General features: G+C 42.1%; 23 protein-coding genes and 1 pseudogene. 18 read left to right on the forward strand and 6 right to left on the reverse strand.

Annotation, left to right across the window (positions count from 1 at the left end):
- Window positions 1-4: 4 nt before the first annotated feature.
- Window positions 5-142, reverse strand: a complete 138-nt coding sequence (locus ACRQ5D_RS01580) for a hypothetical protein (RefSeq protein WP_167516053.1) — start codon at window positions 140-142, stop codon at window positions 5-7.
- Window positions 143-192: 50 nt separating this feature from the next.
- Here ACRQ5D_RS01580 and ACRQ5D_RS01585 point away from each other — a divergent pair, with 50 nt between their 5' ends.
- The 8 genes and pseudogenes from ACRQ5D_RS01585 (at window position 193) to ACRQ5D_RS01620 (ending at window position 5,411) form a co-directional block, all read left to right on the forward strand.
- Window positions 193-792 (forward strand): LiaF transmembrane domain-containing protein, encoded by a 600-nt coding sequence (locus ACRQ5D_RS01585; protein WP_431198998.1) that lies wholly within the window; start codon window positions 193-195, stop codon window positions 790-792.
- 2 nt (window positions 793-794) lie between these two features.
- Window positions 795-887 (forward strand): annotated as a pseudogene (locus tag ACRQ5D_RS01590) (LiaF transmembrane domain-containing protein); the annotation flags it as partial.
- 3 nt (window positions 888-890) lie between these two features.
- Window positions 891-1,046, forward strand: a complete 156-nt coding sequence (locus ACRQ5D_RS01595) for a hypothetical protein (protein ID WP_431198999.1) — start codon at window positions 891-893, stop codon at window positions 1,044-1,046.
- A gap of 36 nt (window positions 1,047-1,082) precedes the next feature.
- Window positions 1,083-1,418 carry a DUF4288 domain-containing protein gene (locus ACRQ5D_RS01600; protein ID WP_090528450.1) on the forward strand — a complete coding sequence of 112 codons (336 nt, stop codon included), beginning with the start codon at window positions 1,083-1,085 and terminating at the stop codon, window positions 1,416-1,418.
- Between the two features lie 28 nt (window positions 1,419-1,446).
- Entirely contained in the window at window positions 1,447-2,481 is a 1,035-nt protein-coding gene (locus ACRQ5D_RS01605; protein WP_256337400.1) for a sensor histidine kinase, read from the forward strand.
- The gene (locus tag ACRQ5D_RS01610; protein ID WP_091166727.1) at window positions 2,478-3,224 is read left to right on the forward strand and encodes a LytR/AlgR family response regulator transcription factor; all 747 of its coding nucleotides are present in this window, start codon (window positions 2,478-2,480) and stop codon (window positions 3,222-3,224) included. Before ACRQ5D_RS01605 ends, ACRQ5D_RS01610 begins: the two co-directional genes overlap by 4 nt.
- Before the next feature lie 371 nt (window positions 3,225-3,595).
- Window positions 3,596-4,138 (forward strand): L,D-transpeptidase family protein, encoded by a 543-nt coding sequence (locus ACRQ5D_RS01615; protein ID WP_091166725.1) that lies wholly within the window; start codon window positions 3,596-3,598, stop codon window positions 4,136-4,138.
- Between the two features lie 229 nt (window positions 4,139-4,367).
- Window positions 4,368-5,411, forward strand: coding sequence for a ligand-binding sensor domain-containing protein (locus ACRQ5D_RS01620; protein ID WP_091166723.1), 1,044 nt, complete (start codon window positions 4,368-4,370; stop codon window positions 5,409-5,411).
- Window positions 5,412-5,455: 44 nt separating this feature from the next.
- Here the strand turns inward: ACRQ5D_RS01620 and ACRQ5D_RS01625 are convergent, their stop codons facing one another.
- Complete coding sequence (locus ACRQ5D_RS01625) at window positions 5,456-6,346, reverse strand: flavin reductase family protein (RefSeq protein ID WP_091166721.1); 891 nt, start codon at window positions 6,344-6,346, stop codon at window positions 5,456-5,458.
- Between the two features lie 354 nt (window positions 6,347-6,700).
- Window positions 6,701-7,696 (reverse strand): fumarylacetoacetate hydrolase family protein, encoded by a 996-nt coding sequence (locus tag ACRQ5D_RS01630; protein WP_091166719.1) that lies wholly within the window; start codon window positions 7,694-7,696, stop codon window positions 6,701-6,703.
- 564 nt (window positions 7,697-8,260) lie between these two features.
- Between ACRQ5D_RS01630 and ACRQ5D_RS01635 the strand changes: the two genes are divergently transcribed.
- From ACRQ5D_RS01635 to ACRQ5D_RS01670, 8 genes are all read left to right on the forward strand, one after another.
- Window positions 8,261-9,418 carry a homogentisate 1,2-dioxygenase gene (locus tag ACRQ5D_RS01635; RefSeq protein WP_091166718.1) on the forward strand — a complete coding sequence of 386 codons (1,158 nt, stop codon included), beginning with the start codon at window positions 8,261-8,263 and terminating at the stop codon, window positions 9,416-9,418.
- A gap of 86 nt (window positions 9,419-9,504) precedes the next feature.
- Complete coding sequence (gene hppD / locus ACRQ5D_RS01640) at window positions 9,505-10,650, forward strand: 4-hydroxyphenylpyruvate dioxygenase (RefSeq protein ID WP_091166716.1); 1,146 nt, start codon at window positions 9,505-9,507, stop codon at window positions 10,648-10,650.
- A 127-nt stretch (window positions 10,651-10,777) separates the two neighbouring features.
- On the forward strand, window positions 10,778-11,248 hold the full coding sequence (locus tag ACRQ5D_RS01645; protein ID WP_091166714.1) for a YciI family protein: 471 nt from the start codon (window positions 10,778-10,780) through the stop codon (window positions 11,246-11,248).
- Window positions 11,249-11,737 (forward strand): DNA alkylation repair protein, encoded by a 489-nt coding sequence (locus ACRQ5D_RS01650; RefSeq protein ID WP_432328390.1) that lies wholly within the window; start codon window positions 11,249-11,251, stop codon window positions 11,735-11,737. It abuts the gene before it with no gap.
- Window positions 11,715-11,906: a DNA alkylation repair protein gene (locus tag ACRQ5D_RS01655; protein WP_432328391.1), complete on the forward strand. Its 192-nt coding sequence runs from the start codon at window positions 11,715-11,717 to the stop codon at window positions 11,904-11,906. Before ACRQ5D_RS01650 ends, ACRQ5D_RS01655 begins: the two co-directional genes overlap by 23 nt.
- A 494-nt stretch (window positions 11,907-12,400) precedes the next feature.
- Window positions 12,401-12,592, forward strand: coding sequence for a hypothetical protein (locus ACRQ5D_RS01660; protein ID WP_432328392.1), 192 nt, complete (start codon window positions 12,401-12,403; stop codon window positions 12,590-12,592).
- Window positions 12,593-12,691: 99 nt separating this feature from the next.
- Window positions 12,692-13,825: a sensor histidine kinase gene (locus ACRQ5D_RS01665; protein WP_431199001.1), complete on the forward strand. Its 1,134-nt coding sequence runs from the start codon at window positions 12,692-12,694 to the stop codon at window positions 13,823-13,825.
- 16 nt (window positions 13,826-13,841) lie between these two features.
- Window positions 13,842-14,246 (forward strand): response regulator, encoded by a 405-nt coding sequence (locus ACRQ5D_RS01670; protein ID WP_091166708.1) that lies wholly within the window; start codon window positions 13,842-13,844, stop codon window positions 14,244-14,246.
- A gap of 54 nt (window positions 14,247-14,300) precedes the next feature.
- On the opposite strand, the gene ACRQ5D_RS01675 is transcribed toward ACRQ5D_RS01670, so the two are convergent.
- The 3 genes from ACRQ5D_RS01675 to ACRQ5D_RS01685 form a co-directional block, all read right to left on the reverse strand.
- Window positions 14,301-14,771, reverse strand: a complete 471-nt coding sequence (locus ACRQ5D_RS01675) for a hypothetical protein (protein ID WP_091166706.1) — start codon at window positions 14,769-14,771, stop codon at window positions 14,301-14,303.
- Between the two features lie 25 nt (window positions 14,772-14,796).
- Entirely contained in the window at window positions 14,797-15,777 is a 981-nt protein-coding gene (locus tag ACRQ5D_RS01680; protein ID WP_091166704.1) for a type I phosphomannose isomerase catalytic subunit, read from the reverse strand.
- A gap of 139 nt (window positions 15,778-15,916) precedes the next feature.
- The gene (locus ACRQ5D_RS01685; protein WP_090529643.1) at window positions 15,917-17,146 is read right to left on the reverse strand and encodes an NADP-dependent isocitrate dehydrogenase; all 1,230 of its coding nucleotides are present in this window, start codon (window positions 17,144-17,146) and stop codon (window positions 15,917-15,919) included.
- 212 nt (window positions 17,147-17,358) lie between these two features.
- On the opposite strand from ACRQ5D_RS01685, the gene ACRQ5D_RS01690 reads away from it, so the two are divergent.
- Window positions 17,359-18,069 (forward strand): hypothetical protein, encoded by a 711-nt coding sequence (locus tag ACRQ5D_RS01690; protein ID WP_091166703.1) that lies wholly within the window; start codon window positions 17,359-17,361, stop codon window positions 18,067-18,069.
- 82 nt (window positions 18,070-18,151) lie between these two features.
- Entirely contained in the window at window positions 18,152-18,574 is a 423-nt protein-coding gene (locus ACRQ5D_RS01695) for a hypothetical protein (protein WP_091166701.1), read from the forward strand.
- The last annotated feature ends 34 nt before the right edge of the window (window positions 18,575-18,608 follow it).

Consider the following 18,608-nt stretch of genomic DNA (forward strand, 5'->3'; position numbering starts at 1 on the left):
TTATTTATAGATAAAAAACCGTCGCAACATACAAATTTTTATTTTTGCCGGATGATAAAAAATCAACCGCAACTTTTTCACCGCCAAAACATCCCCCTTCACCGATTTCTTTAAATACGTCGCCAGTTTTTGTTTGGCTCAACTATAATGTTACCTTAGTTTTGGATATGATTTCAATTTGCAGATAATACAATGAACAACGATATAGAACATCCAAAAGATCCCAACAAGGGTAAGTCTGTTGCCGGGATCATTTTACTTGCTGTAGGCAGCATACTGCTGCTTCAGCAGTTCAACCTCTTCTTTATACCACATAATATTGTTTTGTGGCCATTTTGGCTTGTCTTCTGGGGGCTTTATATTGGCTCAAAGCATCAGTACAAAAAAGCCTCATGGCTTTTGCTGGTAGGCTTAGGTGTATTGCTTCTGCTCAGCAAAAACATCAATAATTCCGACCGTATTCTTTGGCCCTTAGCTGTAATTGGATTTGGTATGTGGCTGATATTAAGGCGCAACAAACATTTTGATCCGCAGCAATGGAAAAACGATTTCAAAGGAGAGAAATGGGCCAACTGGGATAAAAAAGAGCCCTTCCAATTTGAAAAAGCCGAAACTGTTGACTACACCGTAAAAGAAGAAGGCAGCGAGATCCCCCGGTTGATCCTTACGCACAAAAACAACAGCAATACAACACCAAATATTCTGGCGATGATTATATCGATACTGTATCCATTTTTGGTGGGGTTAACAAAACCATTCTTTCCAAACAGTTCCGCGGTGGTGATATCGTAAACATATTTGGCGGGGCCGAGCTTGATTTTACCCAGGCAGATATTAACGGCCGCATTATCATTGACATTACCCAGATCTTCGGCGGCACCAAAATTATTGTGCCATCAAACTGGCAGGTAGTATCTGACCTGGCGGCGGTTTTTGCCAGTGTTGATGATAAACGCATCAGGAGCACCGCAAGTGTAGGCAGCGAAAAGGTGCTGGTGCTTAAAGGCGTATCCATATTTGCAGGGGTGGATATCCGCAGTTATTAATTAATCAAGGCAGCTAATTACGAAAAGCATAAAAACATGAACTGGTACGTAGCAAAATTAGTTTTCAGGGTGATAAGCGGGGATGGCGACCATCAGGCGCAATTTGATGAGCAATTAAGATTGATCAGCGCAGATAATGAACTGGTAGCTTATGAAAAAGCTAACCGGATAGGTCACGCCAACCAGGATAGCTTCAAGAATATTGAAAAACAAACCGTTAAATGGCAATTTATTGATGTAGCCGAGCTTAACCAGCTTGGCGAACTTACCGACGGTGCTGAATTGTATTACAACATACACGAAACACCCGATGCCGACCTGTACATTGCATGGGCGCATCATAAGTCGGCCTTATTGGGCATCAGAAATTAAACCTTAAAACCACAGAAAGTAACCCGTTTTGGAAGTTCCATCAATACAATCATCAAAACTATACGCGGCATTTGTAATATGCGGTGTGGCCTGGGCTGCATTGCAAACTTACATCATCCATAGTTTTGGTTTTTTATGGTTCACCGCCGCTACCGATGGCCTGTTAAGCGCCATATTGCTTTCATGTGCATGCTGGCTTATCAATAACAACTTACGTTACTACCAACCGGGCAAGGGCAGCTATATTAATCTCTTTATATGGTGTGTTGCGCTTGCAGGGATCTGTACGGCCGGCTGCCGTTACCTTTTGCCGTTAATTAACAGCGATACGATTTACACCGGTTTCCTGGCCCAATCGTTAACCATCCGCTTTTTTACCGACTTTTTAGCTATAGGGTGGATGGCGATGATCAGTTTGTTATGGTTTTCGCAATTGGATCAGAAAGAAACCCTGAAACGCAAAACCGAAGCTGAGCAGTTGGCCCGCGAGGCCGAATTATATAATTTGAGGCAGCAACTACAGCCCCACTTCCTGTTTAACAGCTTAAATTCCATCAACGCGCTTATTGGCTTTAAACCAGATGAGGCCCGCAGGATGATCCACCAGTTATCCGACTTTTTGCGCGGAACACTTAAAAAGGACGATCAGCTGCAGGTTAGCCTTACCGAGGAATTGGCGCATCTTAACCTCTACCTCGACATAGAAAAAGTACGCTTTGGCCACCGCCTACAAACCGAAATAAGCTGTGACCCCAAATGCGGAAGTGCCATATTACCATCCATGCTGTTACAGCCTTTGGTTGAAAATGCCATTAAATTTGGCCTGTACGACACCATAGGCGAAGTTACAGTGAGCATTCGCGGTGAAATTGAGGATGGCTACCTGAACTTAATGGTACAGAACCCTTACGATCCGCAAACATCTAAACCAAAAAAAGGTACAGGTTTTGGTTTGCGGGGAGTGCAACGGCGATTATATTTGCTGTATGCCCGCAATGATTTAATGGAAACCCATGCGAGCGATGATCTGTACACAACCATTATAAAAATACCGCAACTATGAAGCGAGCTTTAATTATTGATGATGAACCTTTAGCCCGCATGGTTGTAAGGGAATACCTGCTTGATTTTAAAGACATTGAACTGATACAGGAATGCAACGACGGCTTTGAAGGCCTTAAAGCCATTCAACAGCACCAGCCCGACCTGGTCTTTTTAGATATCCAGATGCCCAAAATTACCGGCTTCGAAATGTTGGAACTGGTTGAACAGCCTCCTGCCGTAATATTTGCTACCGCATTTGACGAATACGCCATCAAAGCTTTTGAAGCACACGCGGTTGACTATTTATTAAAACCATTCAGTAAAGAACGCTTTAATAAAGCGGTTGAAAAATTCCTGGCTTCAGCCACGCCAAAACCGGCTGTTAAACAAACGGAAGAGTTGCTGGAAACCGCCGCTACCCAGTCGCCTGCGCAGCATGAGCGTATTGTGGTAAAAACTGGCACTAAGGTAAAGATCATCCCCGTTGCCGATGTTGAGTATTTGCAGGCTGATGATGATTATGTAAGTGTGATCACCAAAGAAGGCTCGTACCTCAAAAACAAAACCATGAGCTTTTTTGAGCAAACCCTTGATCCTAATCATTTTGTTCGTGTTCATCGCTCCTACATCGTAGCCATACAACAAATCACCCGTATCGATCCATACGAAAAAGACGCGCACCTGGCCATCCTGAAATCGGGTGCCAAAATCCCGGTAAGTAAAACAGGGTATGTGAAGTTGAAGCAGGTGTTGGGGATATAGCACCAACTGCTTACAACAAAAAATGTCATTGCGAGGAGGGACGACGAAGCAATCGCATGCTATACAGAGCGGCTATGCATCCGTGCGATTGCCGCGCTGCGCTCGCAATGACATGGAGACTATAACCTGCATTTTTAGCCAACAAAAAATCTCCCCTCCCACATAATTTCCTTCCAATAACTCCGTTAACTATAATTATAGTTAAAAACCTAACCAATGCCTAAACCAATTACGTTGTTGTTGCTGATTCTATTATTAGCACTTCACAAAACCGAAATCCCCGACAGCAAACGGGCCACCGATGTACGTCTTAAAATATGGCCTAAACTTCAGAAAGAACTTAAAGATAAAGGCTTTGCCCCTATGGCCCAGTGTACCTCCGTATCATTAAAGACATCAGCGTACTTGAAGTATGGGTAAAATCGGCTAATAAATACCAGCTCTTTAAAACTTATGACGTATGCACATATTCAGGCGGATTAGGTACCAAAACCCGCAGCGGCGATGGTAAAAGCCCGGAAGGCTTATATACCATAGAACCCAAACAACTTAACCCGGTAAGCAACTATTACCTGGCTATTAATGTAGGCTATCCTAATGCCATTGATAAAGCTAAAGGTTATACCGGCAGCGCCATCATGGTACATGGGCATTGTGCTTCTATAGGTTGCTATGCCATGACTGATGCGCGCATTGAAGAAATTTATACCCTGGTTTACGAGGCGTTTGTAGCCGGCCAAAAGCAAGTTCGTGTTGATATTTTCCCTTTCCGGATGGATGACGCAAACTTAAAGCGCTATGCGGCTTACAAACAGGATGCCTTTTGGCGCAACCTCAAACCGGCTTACGAATTATTTGAAAAACGACAGCTACCAGTTGATTATCATCTTAAAGGGAAGGAATACGCGTATTGACCGTTGATTTTTTTAATTACGCGGTTGGGGCTCAAATATTTAGCTTGTGATCGGTGTTATCAGCTCAATGTCAATCCAAATAAGTATTTGCACTCCCTGGGAGAGGAGGCTTCGGCCACCAGGCATAATATGGAGGCTTTATTTACAAAGTTTACATTTTTATTTACAATCCTGGTTCTTCTGACGGAGAGGTATCAAAGTAATTTCGCTGGATCAACTTTGATATGATATGAAAAAGAAAAGAAACGTTTTCTCCTGCCTGATTATTCTGCTGGCAGGAGTAATTTATTTCCCTGTACAGGCCCAGCAAAAACATGCCGAGAACGTAGTTCCTTTCGCCGGGCCTAACCGAATTACCCGTAATATCATACAAGATAAAAAAGGCAACATTTGGATTGCTGCTTTTGATGGCATTTTTCGGTACGATGGGAAATCTTTTACCAATATCACAAGTAAAGTGACTTCGGCCCGCTTTTTTTCTGTTTTAGAAGATAAGAAAGGCAACCTGTGGTTTGGCTCTATCGGTTCAGGTGCTTACCGTTACGATGGTAAATCCTTTCGCAATTTTACAATAAAGGATGGCCTTCTCAATAATGATGTTGTAAGTATTTATGAAGATAAAAAAGGCAGCATCTGGTTCGGCGTTCGGGGTGGAACAAGCCGGTATGACGGAACATCATTTCGGAATTATATCATAAACGGAAATGGGATGAATGAAGACCCAACAGGGAAAACATTTCCGGATAGGGCACCTTATGAAGTTAATTCAATTATTGAAGACAGAACGGGCAAGCTTTGGTTTGCAACAAGAGGCAACACCTTTGTGTACGACGGAAAAATATTTAACGTTTTCAGCCGTAATGGTAAACCTTTTACCAACGTTCGTTCTGTAATGGAAGATAAAAAGGGCAATATCTGGCTCGCCGGCAGTGATGGACTGTGGCGCTATGATGGTAGTTCATTTACCAATTTCACCCGGAAATTTGCGGGTTACGTTTACGAAGATAAAAAAGGAAACATTTGGACAAGTTCAGAAAATGCTGATAACCCTAACAGGGTACTTTCTGGTTTTAGCGCTAATACAGCGGCCTGGGCGCTTTCTCGTTACGATGAAAAATCCTTGTCTGATAAAAAGCCATCAGTAACCGAAATAACTAATAAGCCAATGGTTTTTGGGATTTTAGAAGATGATAAAGGAAATATTTGGTTTGGTGCTGTAGGTGGAGTGTACCGGTATGATGGAAATACTATAACAGACTTTAAAGGGATGTAGCTGATGATCCGTACTACACTGGCAGAAGAATACATATTCAGCTATCATTCCATCAGCAACGCCATCAAAGCTTCTTCAACCCGCTCTTCTTCAAGCAATTGCTTAGCTTTCAAATGTAATTGCAACTCACGGGTCTGACTATCGCCGATGGTGGCATCAAGTACTTCTTTTATCTCCGGGGTAAGCGCAAAGGCTTCAATAGCTTCATCGCCGGGTATAGCTTCGAGGTTACCCAATTGCCCGAGGTTGTTACCTGTAAGGATCCTTGAGTTACGGATAGCATAAGGCAGTGCATCAACACCTATGCCCATTTTGGTATTGGGTTTGGCTACTTTAAACAGGTTATCTTTAGTAACCCGGCAATACCAGTCGCCGCCAAGCCGGGCAACCAGGTCCATTTTGGCCTGGTTTATTTTGCCCTCTGCATCTAAAACGGCATCATTAATATGGACCAGCTTAATTTCGGCAAGCACAAGATTACCTGCACCATGACTTTGCCCCAATTCAATCACTTCGTTAACCACACATTCCAGTTGTACGTATGACTCGGCCACACGCGGGGGTTTTACCAGTTGCGAAGGTAACTGCGTTAAACCCGATTTAATAAACTCATTAACGCCCTGAGGATATTCTACGCTTGAGAGCGAAGTTTGCTGTACCATATCATAGTTAACAATATTGATCACGCATTCGGGCACTTCCCTGATATTTTCGAGCGTGTGTTTGGTGGTATTGTCCCTTACCCTGCGCGATGGCGAAAAAATACAAATGGGCGGATTAACGCTGAAAATATTAAAATAGCTGAATGGGCTCAGGTTTACATTCCCGGCTTTATCAACCGTTGAGGCCAGGCAAATCGGTCGTGGTGCTACCGCAAAGTTCAGGTAGCTTTGCAGTTGAACAGGAGAAAGATCGGATATATGGATGGTTGGCATGGGTAAATATTATAAAACATGCCATTGCGAGCGTAGGGTGGCAATAGCGCGTAAGCAAAGCCACACTGTATAACATGCGGGTGCCACGCTACGCTTATAATGACTTGGTTGTAAGTTGTTGGTTATTAAATATTTTTTTGATCGATATTATAAACATGAGCGTTGCCTGCGGCCCGTGCTATACGCTCATACTGCACAGGCATTAGCCACAAGGCCGGTATCCGCTCCTATCACTAACGCGCCCCGCACACCATCTCTAAAACGTATTTTATACGTCATTACCATTTTTTCCGGAGTTTCCCTAATGATTTCTCGCAATAACACAATTATTTGCAATAGTGTGGTATATTCTTTTTACTTCTTTAACTTCAAGATCGAAAAATTACTATCCGCTTTTTCTATAATATTCCCCAGCATCCCTAAACCGGTAACTTCCATTTCAACCAGATCACCCGGCTGCAGCCATTGTGGTTCATAATCGGCATTATTAAGTACGCCGGTGCCATTCAGTTCAAGAAAACAGCCTGTGCCAACCGTGCCCGAACCTATTACATCGCCCGGTAAAACATCGCAACCATAGGCAGCTCGCTCAATGATCTCGGCAAAGGTCCAGTCCATATCGGCCATATTACCTGCCGATACCTGTTTGCCATTCACCACGCATTTCATCTCCAGGTTATAGGCATTCCCTGTATGACCAGGTTTTGCAGGTACTTTATATTGCTCCAGTTCGTCGGGCGTTACCAGCCAGGGACCAATCACCGTCGAAAAATCCTTACCCTTTGCCGGGCCAAGGTTCAGCAGCATTTCTTCCATTTGCAGGGTGCGGGCGCTCATATCGTTCATGATCATGTAACCGGCAATAAAGCTATCGGCTTCGGCGGCGGTAATGTTACGTCCTTTTTTATTGAGAACAACGGCAACTTCCAGCTCAAAATCAAGCTTTTGAAAATGATCGGGCATACATTCAATTTCGCCGGGCCCTTGTACAGCGTTATGGTTAGTGAAATAAAATATAGGATACTGATCAAACTCGGGTATCATATCCAGCTTACGGTTACGCCTTGCCGAAGCCACATGCTGACGGAACGCATAACCATCGCGGCATGATGTTGGGTGCGGCACCGGGGCCATTAGCTCAAAAAACAGTTCCTCTTTAGCCTCTATCTTTCCCGACCGGATTTCTTCATTAACCCGCGCGGCATGTTCCATCAGTTCTGGCCCTCCCCATAAAAATTCGTTCATGTTATCAGGGATCAGCTTATCGCATGAGTTTAAATTGTAGATGTGGCCATTAACAAAAACGCCAAGATGTTCGCGGTCTTCGGTTTTATAGGATACTAATTTCATAGAGTAGCTTAATTGGTATAATCAAAGCTAATGATTTTGATTGAGGGAATTATAGTGAATGGTTGATTAAGTTGAGTGGTCTCTCTCGCGGGCGTATATAAAGATATACTGCCACCGCTCGGCTCCAGCCGAGTGGTAATTATTCCCAGGCCTCTGGCCTGTATACATCATGCCGGCGGCCAGAGGCCGTTTTATAGTCGCCACTCGGCTGGAGCCGAGCGGCGGCGTAAGAATTAAAAAATAACTAACCACTCACCTAATCAACCACTCACTATTCAACCCTAAATTTGCATCCTAAAAATAATCCCCCTAACTTAGTATCATGTTACGCGTACAAATGCATTTCCTGTTTTCATTGGGGTTAACCTCCATGAGCGATGCGTCATCGTTCAGAGATGCTATGCTTGCCAAGATCGTGCTGGCGCAATACTAATTTCCCCTCCTCTTTCCTCTATCTTTTTTAACCATTATTTATTAAATGGTCAGGCTAGGCGTTACGGACTTTTTAGCCCGAACACAAATCAGCATTTTATACGTTTTATTGTTAACCAATTAAACCAATTCATGCCTCTATATCATAGTTTAGGATCAATTCCGCCTAAGCGGCATACGCAATTCCGTAAGCCCGATGGTAGTTTATATGCCGAAGAGCTGGTGTCAACAGAAGGTTTTTCAAGCCTTTATTCGCTGGTATACCACGCCTACCCACCCACCATTGTAAAAACCCTTGGCGAGCCCTACAGCGTGGAGCCCAAAATAGCACGCGAAAAACACCTGAAGCATACCAGTCTGATAGGTTTCAATATCCAGCCCGAGGATGACTACCTGCAAAGCCGCAAGCCGGTACTGGTAAACAGCGATCTGCATATTTCGCTGGCAGCGCCGCGCCAAAGCATGACCGATTATTTTTATAAGAACAGCCAGGCCGATGAAGTAGTTTTTATTCACGAAGGCACAGGTACTTTAAAAACAGGCTTTGGTAATATCAAGTTTCAATACGGCGATTACCTGGTGATCCCCCGCGGCACCATTTACCAGATGGAGTTTGACGGCATGGGCAACCGGCTTTTCATTGTGGAAAGCTTTAGCCCTATCCGGCCGCCAAAACGCTACCGAAACCAATATGGTCAATTGATGGAACATTCTCCTTATTGCGAGCGCGATATCAAACTACCGGCCGATCTGAAAACTTATGATGAGCATGGCGATTTCAAGATCCTGATCAAAAAGCAAGGTCTTATTTATCCCTATATATATGGCACTCATCCTTTTGATTTTGTGGGCTGGGATGGATTCCATTATCCCTGGGCGCTATCTATCCATGATTTTGAACCCATAACCGGGCGCTTACACCAGCCGCCTCCGGTACACCAAACCTTTGAGGGTAATAACTTTGTAATCTGCTCCTTTGTGCCCCGCAAGTTTGATTACCATCCGTTATCTATCCCTGCACCTTATAACCACAGTAATGTGGACAGCGACGAGGTGTTATATTATGTAGATGGCGATTTCATGAGCCGCAAAAGCGTGGTAAAAGGGCAGATCACCCTGCACCCCGGTGGCATCCCACATGGCCCGCACCCCGGCTCGGTTGAAAAATCAATAGGCAAAGAATCAACAGATGAGCTGGCGGTGATGATCGATCCGTTCAGGCCGCTGATGCTCACGGAAGACGCGATTAAGATTGAGGACGAAAATTATTATAAGAGCTGGCAAATGTGAGGTTAAAGGCGAAAGGTAAAAGCTGAAAGGCAATTAGCCGTAATGCCAAAATCACTAATCATTAACTCACTAAATCACTAATTAAAATGCACACACAAACTTTAGATAAAAAAGTCTCCCCTACCGGGGGAGATTTAGAGGGGGCTGACTTCCTACCCCTTAACGGTACCGATTATGTGGAATTTTATGTTGGCAATGCCAAGCAGGCGGCCCATTATTATAAAACGGCCTTCGGTTTTCAAAACCTGGCTTATGCCGGCCCCGAAACCGGGGTGCGCGACAGGGCATCGTACGTTTTGCAGCAAGGCAAAATCAGGATAGTGCTCACCACTCCTCTTCACTCTGATCACCCTATTGCCGATCATGTTAAAAAACATGGCGATGGTGTGAAAGTATTGGCCCTTTGGGTTGACGACGCCTACGATGCCTTTGAGCAAACCACCAAACGAGGTGCCCAGCCTTACCAGCAACCGCAAACCCTGACTGATGAAAACGGCGAAGTACGAACCAGCGGCATTAAATTATACGGCGAAACGGTGCACATGTTCATTGAACGTAAAAACTACAAAGGCTTGTTTTTACCGGGATATCAAAAGCTGGAAAATAATTACAATCCGACAGATACCGGCCTGCTATATGTTGACCATTGCGTGGGCAACGTGGGCTGGCATAAAATGAACGAATGGGTTAATTTTTATGAGGAAGTATTAGGTTTCCGTAATATCCTCACCTTTGATGATAAAATGATCTCGACCGAGTATTCGGCTTTAATGAGCAAGGTGATGAGCAACGGGAACGGCTATGTAAAATTCCCGATCAATGAACCTGCCGAGGGTAAAAAGAAATCGCAGATTGAAGAATACCTTGAATTTTATGAGGATGAAGGTGTACAGCACCTGGCCCTTGCAACGCATGATATTGTAGCCACCGTTACCGAGCTGCAGAATCGTGGCGTTGAGTTCTTAACTGTTCCTTCAACCTATTATGATGACCTGATCGACCGCGTTGGCCATATTGATGAAGACCTTGAGCCATTAAAACGCTTAGGTATTTTGGTCGATCGTGATGACGAAGGATACCTGTTGCAGATCTTCACCAAGCCTGTTGAAGACAGGCCAACCCTGTTCTTTGAAATTATTCAGCGCAAGGGTGCCAAATCATTCGGTGCCGGTAATTTTAAAGCCCTATTTGAGGCCATTGAACGAGAACAGGAAGTAAGGGGAAATCTTTGATTGATATCGGATTTCGGAATTTAGATTTCGGATTTTTAATATTGAAATTATGATTTGGAGCCGGGCGGTTGCCCGGCTTTTTATTTGCCAGCATTATTTATATTTGATATAATCAATAATTACTTTTATGAAGAAAGCTTTACTCATCATTGCCGCTGTTGCATTAAGCTTTAACTGCTTAGCTCAGGATACTGCTGCTTCAAAACCTGTTTACGATGCTGTCCTGGCTAAAAAGCTTGGGGCTGATGATTACGGCATGAAAAAGTATGTGATAGCCTTTTTAAAAGAAGGGCCAACGCAACTCAAAGATTCGGCGGCTAATATGCAGCTGCAAATGGCGCACCTTAAAAATATTGGCCGGCTTGCTGCCGAGGGTAAGTTAGTTGTGGCCGGTCCGTTTCTGGATAACCAACCCTTACGTGGGATCTTTATTTTTAATGTAGAAACCGTAGAAGAAGCCCAAAAACTCACCGAAACCGATCCAGCCATCAAAGCAGGGGCCTTAGTGATGGAGCTTCATCCTTTTTATTGCAGCGCGGCGCTGATGCAGGTAGTGCCGATTCACAATACCCTCCAAAAGAAAAGCATGACCAATTAAATGGATGACGTACTATTTGTACTTGAACAGCTTAAAGAAAAAGCTGATGCTGCGTACTTAAAAGGCATGGCCCGTTTTGGTATTGATAATTCGAGGGCTTTAGGGGTAAAATTGCCGGAGATCCGCAAACTGGCTAAGATCATTAAAAAAGATCATGAGCTGGCTTTAGCACTTTGGGATACGCAAATACATGAAGCCCGGATGCTGGCCTCCATGATAGCCGATCCTAAACAGGTTACCCCCGAACTAATGGACAGCTGGACCGGCGACTTTTATTCATGGGATATTTGCGACCAGGTTTGCGGTAATCTTTTTGACCGCACCCCATTTGCCATTGATAAAGCTGTTGAGTATAGCAGTCATGAGCAGGAATTTGTAAAACGTGCCGGTTTTGTTTTAATGGCCGAATATGCAGTTCATAATAAAACGGCGCCCGACAGAAATATTTACAAACCTGTTTCCTATTATGGAGCGGGAAGCCTGGGATGACCGGAACTTTGTTAAAAAAGCTATTAACTGGGCTTTACGCCAAATAGGCAAACGGAATAATATATTAAAAGTTAAAGCCATTAACACTGCACAAAATATTTATGGCCAGCCCAGCAAATCAGCCAAATGGATTGCAAAAAACGCGCTTGATGAACTAATAAGCAAATAACGATTTAATATTTTTCCACAAAGTTAAACTCCGGCAAATTGCCTGTAAAATAGGACATTATAATAACCAATAATAGTTCACCCATATTTATTAACTTAGTACCCGCTATTTTTTACAATTAAATTACATCAAACAATTTCATGAAGGATACCTTCATTTTTCAACACAAAAAATAGAGTCTGAGCATATTTTTGTAAAATATTACTTCAATTAGTAGTAGATATAGTCAAATATTCTCCAAACCGTAAATACCAGTAAAAGAATACATTATAAAGTATCAAAAATATTATATTTGAACCCGGGCAAATGTGGAATAATGATTGAGAAGAAGACACGACACACAACTAATGGTTATAAATTATAAAAAGTTCAAATCATGGCACACGTTTTAATCATATGCACGTGTCAAAAACAAATTGAATTAGTGAACAGATTGTTGATATGAGTTTTTTGAAAAGGGTAAACTTTCCGGCGATGATGTACATCTTACCCCTTTGATCAATGATCTGGATACGGGGATCTGGAAATACAATTTCAATACAAGGGAAGTAAAATGGTCAACGGGCTTCTATACACTGTTAGGCTATCAAGTGAATGAAATTGAATGTGATGCTTATACTTTTTTTGAACATCTGCTTTACCACGGCGATAAACCGTTTTTTTCAACGCCATTAACAACAGGATAACGGAAGACACACCGTCACTTCAATTACGTTTTTTAACAAAAAAACGGGTACCAGTGGTTTGAAACCGCTATCAGGAAACTGGACGATGAGCATGGCTGTATGGTTTATGGCTCGCTTATAAACATCAACCGTTACAAACAAGACGACTTATTATCGGCAAATAACCAAATCACCAATGATGATGCCTTTAAAACAGCACGCTTAGGCATCTGGGAAATTGACCCTCAAAACCTCAATACCATTGTGCTGTCAAAACAGGTATATGATTTATTTGATCTTCAAAATCATTTAAAACTGAGTGTTGAAGAGTTTATTAGTTTTTTTGAGCCTCCGTACCGGCCTGTTTTACAAAATGCTATTAACCATACCGTTGAAGATAGCAGGCCTTTTGATATTGAATTGCTTTTACGTTCGGCCAAAAACAATATGTTATGGTTAAAAGTAAAGGCTGTACCAGTGATTGATCACCTGGGCAAATGCACATCTGTTAAAGGGGTTATTCAGGATATCGACAGCGAAAAAAGAAAGTTGCTGAAACTTGAACAGTCGATAAATTTACTGACCGACCAAAACCGCCGCCTGCAAAACTTCGCGTACATTGTTTCACATAATCTTCGTTCGCATACGGGCAACCTTCAATTTATGGTAAACCTGTTTGAACAAACCGAAACAACTGAAGAACGGGAGGAGATCTTTTCGCATATTAAAACCATCAGCGACAGCCTGGATCTGACCATCGAACACATCAACGAAATAGTTAAGATTCAAACTGAAATTACCAAAGAGCGGAAGGTGGTTGAGTTGGAGCCGATGTTCAAAAACATTTGCTCGGCACTAAAAAATAATATTGAGACCATAAACGCCCACGTAGAGAGTGACTTTACGCAATGCCGCGAGATCAGTTATATACCGGCTTACATGGAAAGTATTTTACAAAACCTGCTTACCAACTCTTTAAAATACAGTCACCCCGACAGGCAGCCCGTTATAAAATGCTATACCTTTACAGAAGGGAAACATATTTATCTCATTTTTGAAGATAACGGCATTGGTATCGATCTTAACCGTTATGGCGATAAGATTTTTGGCATGTATAAAACATTTCATCAAAATACGGATGCCAAAGGCATTGGCTTATTTATAACCCGTAACCAGATTGAAGCATTAGGCGGAAGCATTAAAGTTGACAGTACAGTAAACGTTGGCACAAAATTTACTATCAGATTGGTATAATTAAAATTACCAAGAGATGATTGCAGAGCGAAGTCCGGCTAACACCTGGATTGTGGATGATGACAGTATTTACGTTTACGGCCTAAAAAAATTAATAAGCATAAAGGAGCTGAATACCCAATTAAGCCATTTTGTAAATGGAGAAGAAGCCATTTACGCATTGAAAAAAGCAAACGAAGATTATAACTTACCCGATGTAATATTACTGGATATTAATATGCCGGTTATGGATGGTTGGGAGTTTATGCATGAATTTGCGAAAATAAAGCCCCAAACGGGGAAAAAGATCGCTATTTATATCGTGAGCTCGTCAGTTGATCTTAACGATATCTACCGGGCTAAAAATATTTCTGAGGTTTCTGACTATCTGTTCAAACCTGTAAGAATAAATCAGTTAAAAGAGGTTTTTGACAACGTTTAACTGCAAGTGAACGAGCAAGTAAATAAATACGGAACCTAAAAGGCTCCGTATTTATTATTGCTTCATTAATACCGAAGTAGAAATAAAGTATTGGGAGGTATCTTTAAATGTAAGCTGAACTTTTCCGCCTACATTGCTCACCACGCCGTATGAAACAGATTTATTAGACAAAGTAAACTTTATCCGGTTACCGCTTTGCACCCAGGAACCTGAAGCAGATGCCCCCTTTTGCCCAATAATAGTGTAACTATTATCAGTCCTTGAAACATAACAATCTTCAGCGCCTACGTAAGCGGCTGTCCATGTGCCGTCACCTTTCAGGTTAGTTTGGTTATCACTTATGCATGGAGATACAACGTTTGTATAGGTATCTGAGTGACCGGTGGTGATGTTTATATTCGTTTCTGATATCAGCGAATACTTACCTGCATAAGCATTTACAGGTTCACCCTTTTCTTTTTTGCAGGCATTACCCGCAAGTAATGCTACTGTGGCCAGACTTAAAAAATATATTTGTTTTTTCATAAACGCAGGAAACAACCGTATGCTATTATTCAATATAGCTTTCCAGTATTTTAAAGCCGCCTGTTGTTTCCAACTCAACTTTATCGATGCTTTTTGGTAACAGGATACATTCGCCCATTTTAACCGCATATGCCTGGTTGTTATATTTTACAGTATAACCGCCTTCAACACAAACATGGATCACAAATGAATCAAGTGCCGAATAGTCTTTCGATGTACTTTCGTCAAAATCGAGCACATTGGTAGTAAAATAAGGGCAGGTAACCAGTTTTACAGTCTCGTTCTTTTTAGGTTCATATCGGGTTTTATATTCGGGATAATGCTTGTAATCAATAGCGGCAAGAGCTTCTTCGGTATGTAACTCGCGTTTATTGCCTTTATCATCAACACGGTCAAAATCGTAAATACGGTAAGTAATATCAGATGTTTGCTGAATTTCGGCAATCAATAAACCTTTGCCAATAGTATGCACCCTGCCTGCGGGTAAAAAGAAAACATCATCAGCTACTGCATCCTCTTTGTTAAGGATATCCATGATATGACCGCTGTTTAAAGCATCAACATATTTTTGCTCGGTCATTTCCTGATTAAAACCGGTAATCAGTGTCGAACCCGGATCGGCTTCAATGATATACCACATTTCGGTTTTACCAAATGAGTTATGGCGTACTTTGGCCAACTTGTCATCGGGGTGTACCTGTACTGAAAGATCATCATTGGCATCAATAAATTTCACCAATAACGGGAAGATGTTGCCAAAGTGATCATAAACCTTTTTACCAACCAGCTCATCTTTGTATTGCTCTAATAAGTCGGCTAGTGATTCACCTTCCAAAGCGCCCGAAGCTACAACCGAAACATCAGATTTTACGCCTGATATTTCCCAGGTTTCGCCGCAGTTGGGCAGGCTGCCAAAATCTTTATGCAAATAGGTTTTTATCTTTTGACCGCCCCATATCTTGTCTTTATATATGGTTTTAAATTTTAATGGATATAATGCCGACATAGTGTTGTGTATTTTTGCCCGCTAAGTTAGGAGTTAAATAGAAAATTGAAAACGCTAAATTGGTTTACTCAGCTTAATGTGTAACAAAAAAGCCCATACTATAATGTATGAGCTTTTTCTTATTTAAATCGCCTGGCAATTATTTACCTAAGCGTTTTTTCAGGTTTTCGTCAATTGCAGCCAAAAACTCTTCGGTGTACAGGTAATCGGTACCATGCTCCACTTTTGGTTTAATGGTGATGGCCAAATCTTTGGTCATTTTGCCGCTTTCAACAGTTTCAATACAAACTTCTTCCAAAGCCTTGCAGAAATTGATCAGTTCAGTGTTCTTATCTAAGATGCCACGGAATTCCAAACCTCTTGTCCATGCAAAAATAGAGGCAATTGGATTGGTTGAAGTTGGCTTACCGGCCTGGTGATCACGATAGTGACGGGTTACAGTACCGTGGGCAGCTTCAGCTTCCATTACAGTACCATCAGGAGTAACCAGGGTTGAGGTCATTAAACCTAATGAACCAAAGCCTTGTGCTACAGTATCTGACTGTACGTCGCCATCATAGTTTTTACAAGCCCAAACAAAGTTGCCGTTCCATTTCAGGGCCGATGCAACCATGTCGTCAATTAAGCGGTGCTCATACGTGATACCGGCTGCTTCAAACTTTTGTTTGTAATCATTTTGATAGATCTCTTCAAAAATATCTTTGAAGCGGCCATCATATTTTTTAAGGATGGTATTTTTGGTTGAAAGGTATAAAGGCCAGCCTTTCATTAAAGCCTGGTTAAAGCAGGCATGCGCAAATCCTTTGATAGACTCATCGGTATTGTACATCGTTAATGCAACACCATCACCTTTAAAGTTAAATACCTCGTATGATTGCTCGGGGCCGCCATCTTCAGGAGTAAACTTAACGGTTAATTTACCTTTGCCTTTGGTTAAGAAATCGGTAGCACGGTACTGATCGCCAAACGCGTGACGGCCAATACAGATAGGCGCTGTCCAGTTAGGTACCAGGCGGGGTACATTGGACATAACAATAGGCTCACGAAAAACAGTACCATCCAATATGTTACGGATAGTACCGTTTGGCGATTTCCACATTTGTTTTAACCCAAACTCTTTCACCCTTGCTTCGTCGGGAGTAATAGTAGCACATTTAATACCAACGCCGTATTGCTTAATTGCGTTAGCTGCGTCAATAGTTACCTGGTCGTCGGTTTGGTCGCGGTACTCTATACCCAGATCGTAATATTTAATATCAAGATCAAGGTACGGGGTAATCAATTTGTCTTTAATGAATTTCCAGATTATTCGGGTCATTTCATCGCCATCCAGTTCAACTACCGGATTCTCTACTTTTATTTTTGACATGCCTGATGTGGTTTTTGTTATACAAACGGCCCAAATATATAAAATTGACTTTATCAATTTTATCAAATAACGCAATGAAAAATTATAGATTTCGTTATAATGACAATTATTAGTACCGGCATTGTTGTTTTTATAAACTTTGGTGCTATTTTTATAAAATAAAACGCTTACCATAAAACAAGCTCCTTTTATACAGGTGCTGCCGTTTATTTATGATAAAATCCATACTAAAAGCCTCCATTATAATCCTGCTGTGTTCTGTATCTTTTTTAGCTAAAGCCCAAATAGGCTTTGATTATGCACAATATGACGTTGGCTTTGCCGCAGGCATCAACCAGGCCAGTTCTACCGATGTGCAAACCCTAAAAACAACACCTTCCATAAATCTTAACTTTACTTACAATCAAAGCCCGTTTGTAAATTATATATTTAATGTGGAGGTAGGCCGTTTAAAAGGCGGTTCGCCGGCTACAAGTACACAAAGGCAATTTGAAAACCATTTCAGTGCTTACACTTTCAGGGTGCAGGTACAGGCAGGCGAATTGATTGACTACTCGAGAAGTGCTATAGCCAATGCTTTTAAAAACCTTTACCTGTCGTCGGGATTAGGATACATTAATAATAATGTTGTATACAGGACAGAGGATGCGCTTTTATTGGAGCAGGGCCGGGTATTGCCCTACGAACGCAAAACAAATGAAATATTTATACCACTAAGGCTGGGTTATGAGTTTAAGCTGTTTAACAGTTACAACCAGCCTGCAGTTAAAATTGACCTGGGTTACCAATACAATTTTATTATGGGCGATAATCTGGACGCCTACGTTGCCGGCGCGCATAACGACGCGTATTCGCAGGTTACTTTAGGTTTTAAATTTGCCATTGGTGGTGTTACATCTTACCGGAAACAGATCCATTATTAAGCTTAGGCTAAATCTTTTTTGATTGATTTGCTTTTTGGCAGGATTTTTACTGCGTATATTTATATAATAAAAGAACAAACCTATGAACAACGATCAAATAGACGATGCAGGTTTCAATGATGATCTGCCTGATCGCGACGAAAACCTAAAAGATGAACTGGGCGAAACCATTGATAAGGAGGACCTAAATTATAACCCGGACGATAATAGCTACGAATACGATGTTAAAAGCGATGACCCGGATTATGACCATCCCGATCCGTATCATACTGCCGCAAAAAACGGCGAGGATTTTAACTCCACCTATGACGAGGCAAACCCTTACGATGTAGACGGCGAATTTGACGAAGACCGTTCGCTTGAAACCGATGTAGATGAATTGGGAATGCACATTGACAACGGAGAAAGCGTTGAGATTGATCCGGTTGATGCCGCCCTTTCTCACACTCCCGAAGACGACCGGGACGACCTTGACGAAGAAGGATACCCCAAAAATGATAGGTAACCCCTGAGATAATTTATTAACTGCTGAGTTGTGG

The sequence above is a fragment of the Mucilaginibacter sp. P25 genome (assembly GCF_050859465.1).
GTDB classification, from domain to species: domain Bacteria; phylum Bacteroidota; class Bacteroidia; order Sphingobacteriales; family Sphingobacteriaceae; genus Mucilaginibacter; species Mucilaginibacter gossypii.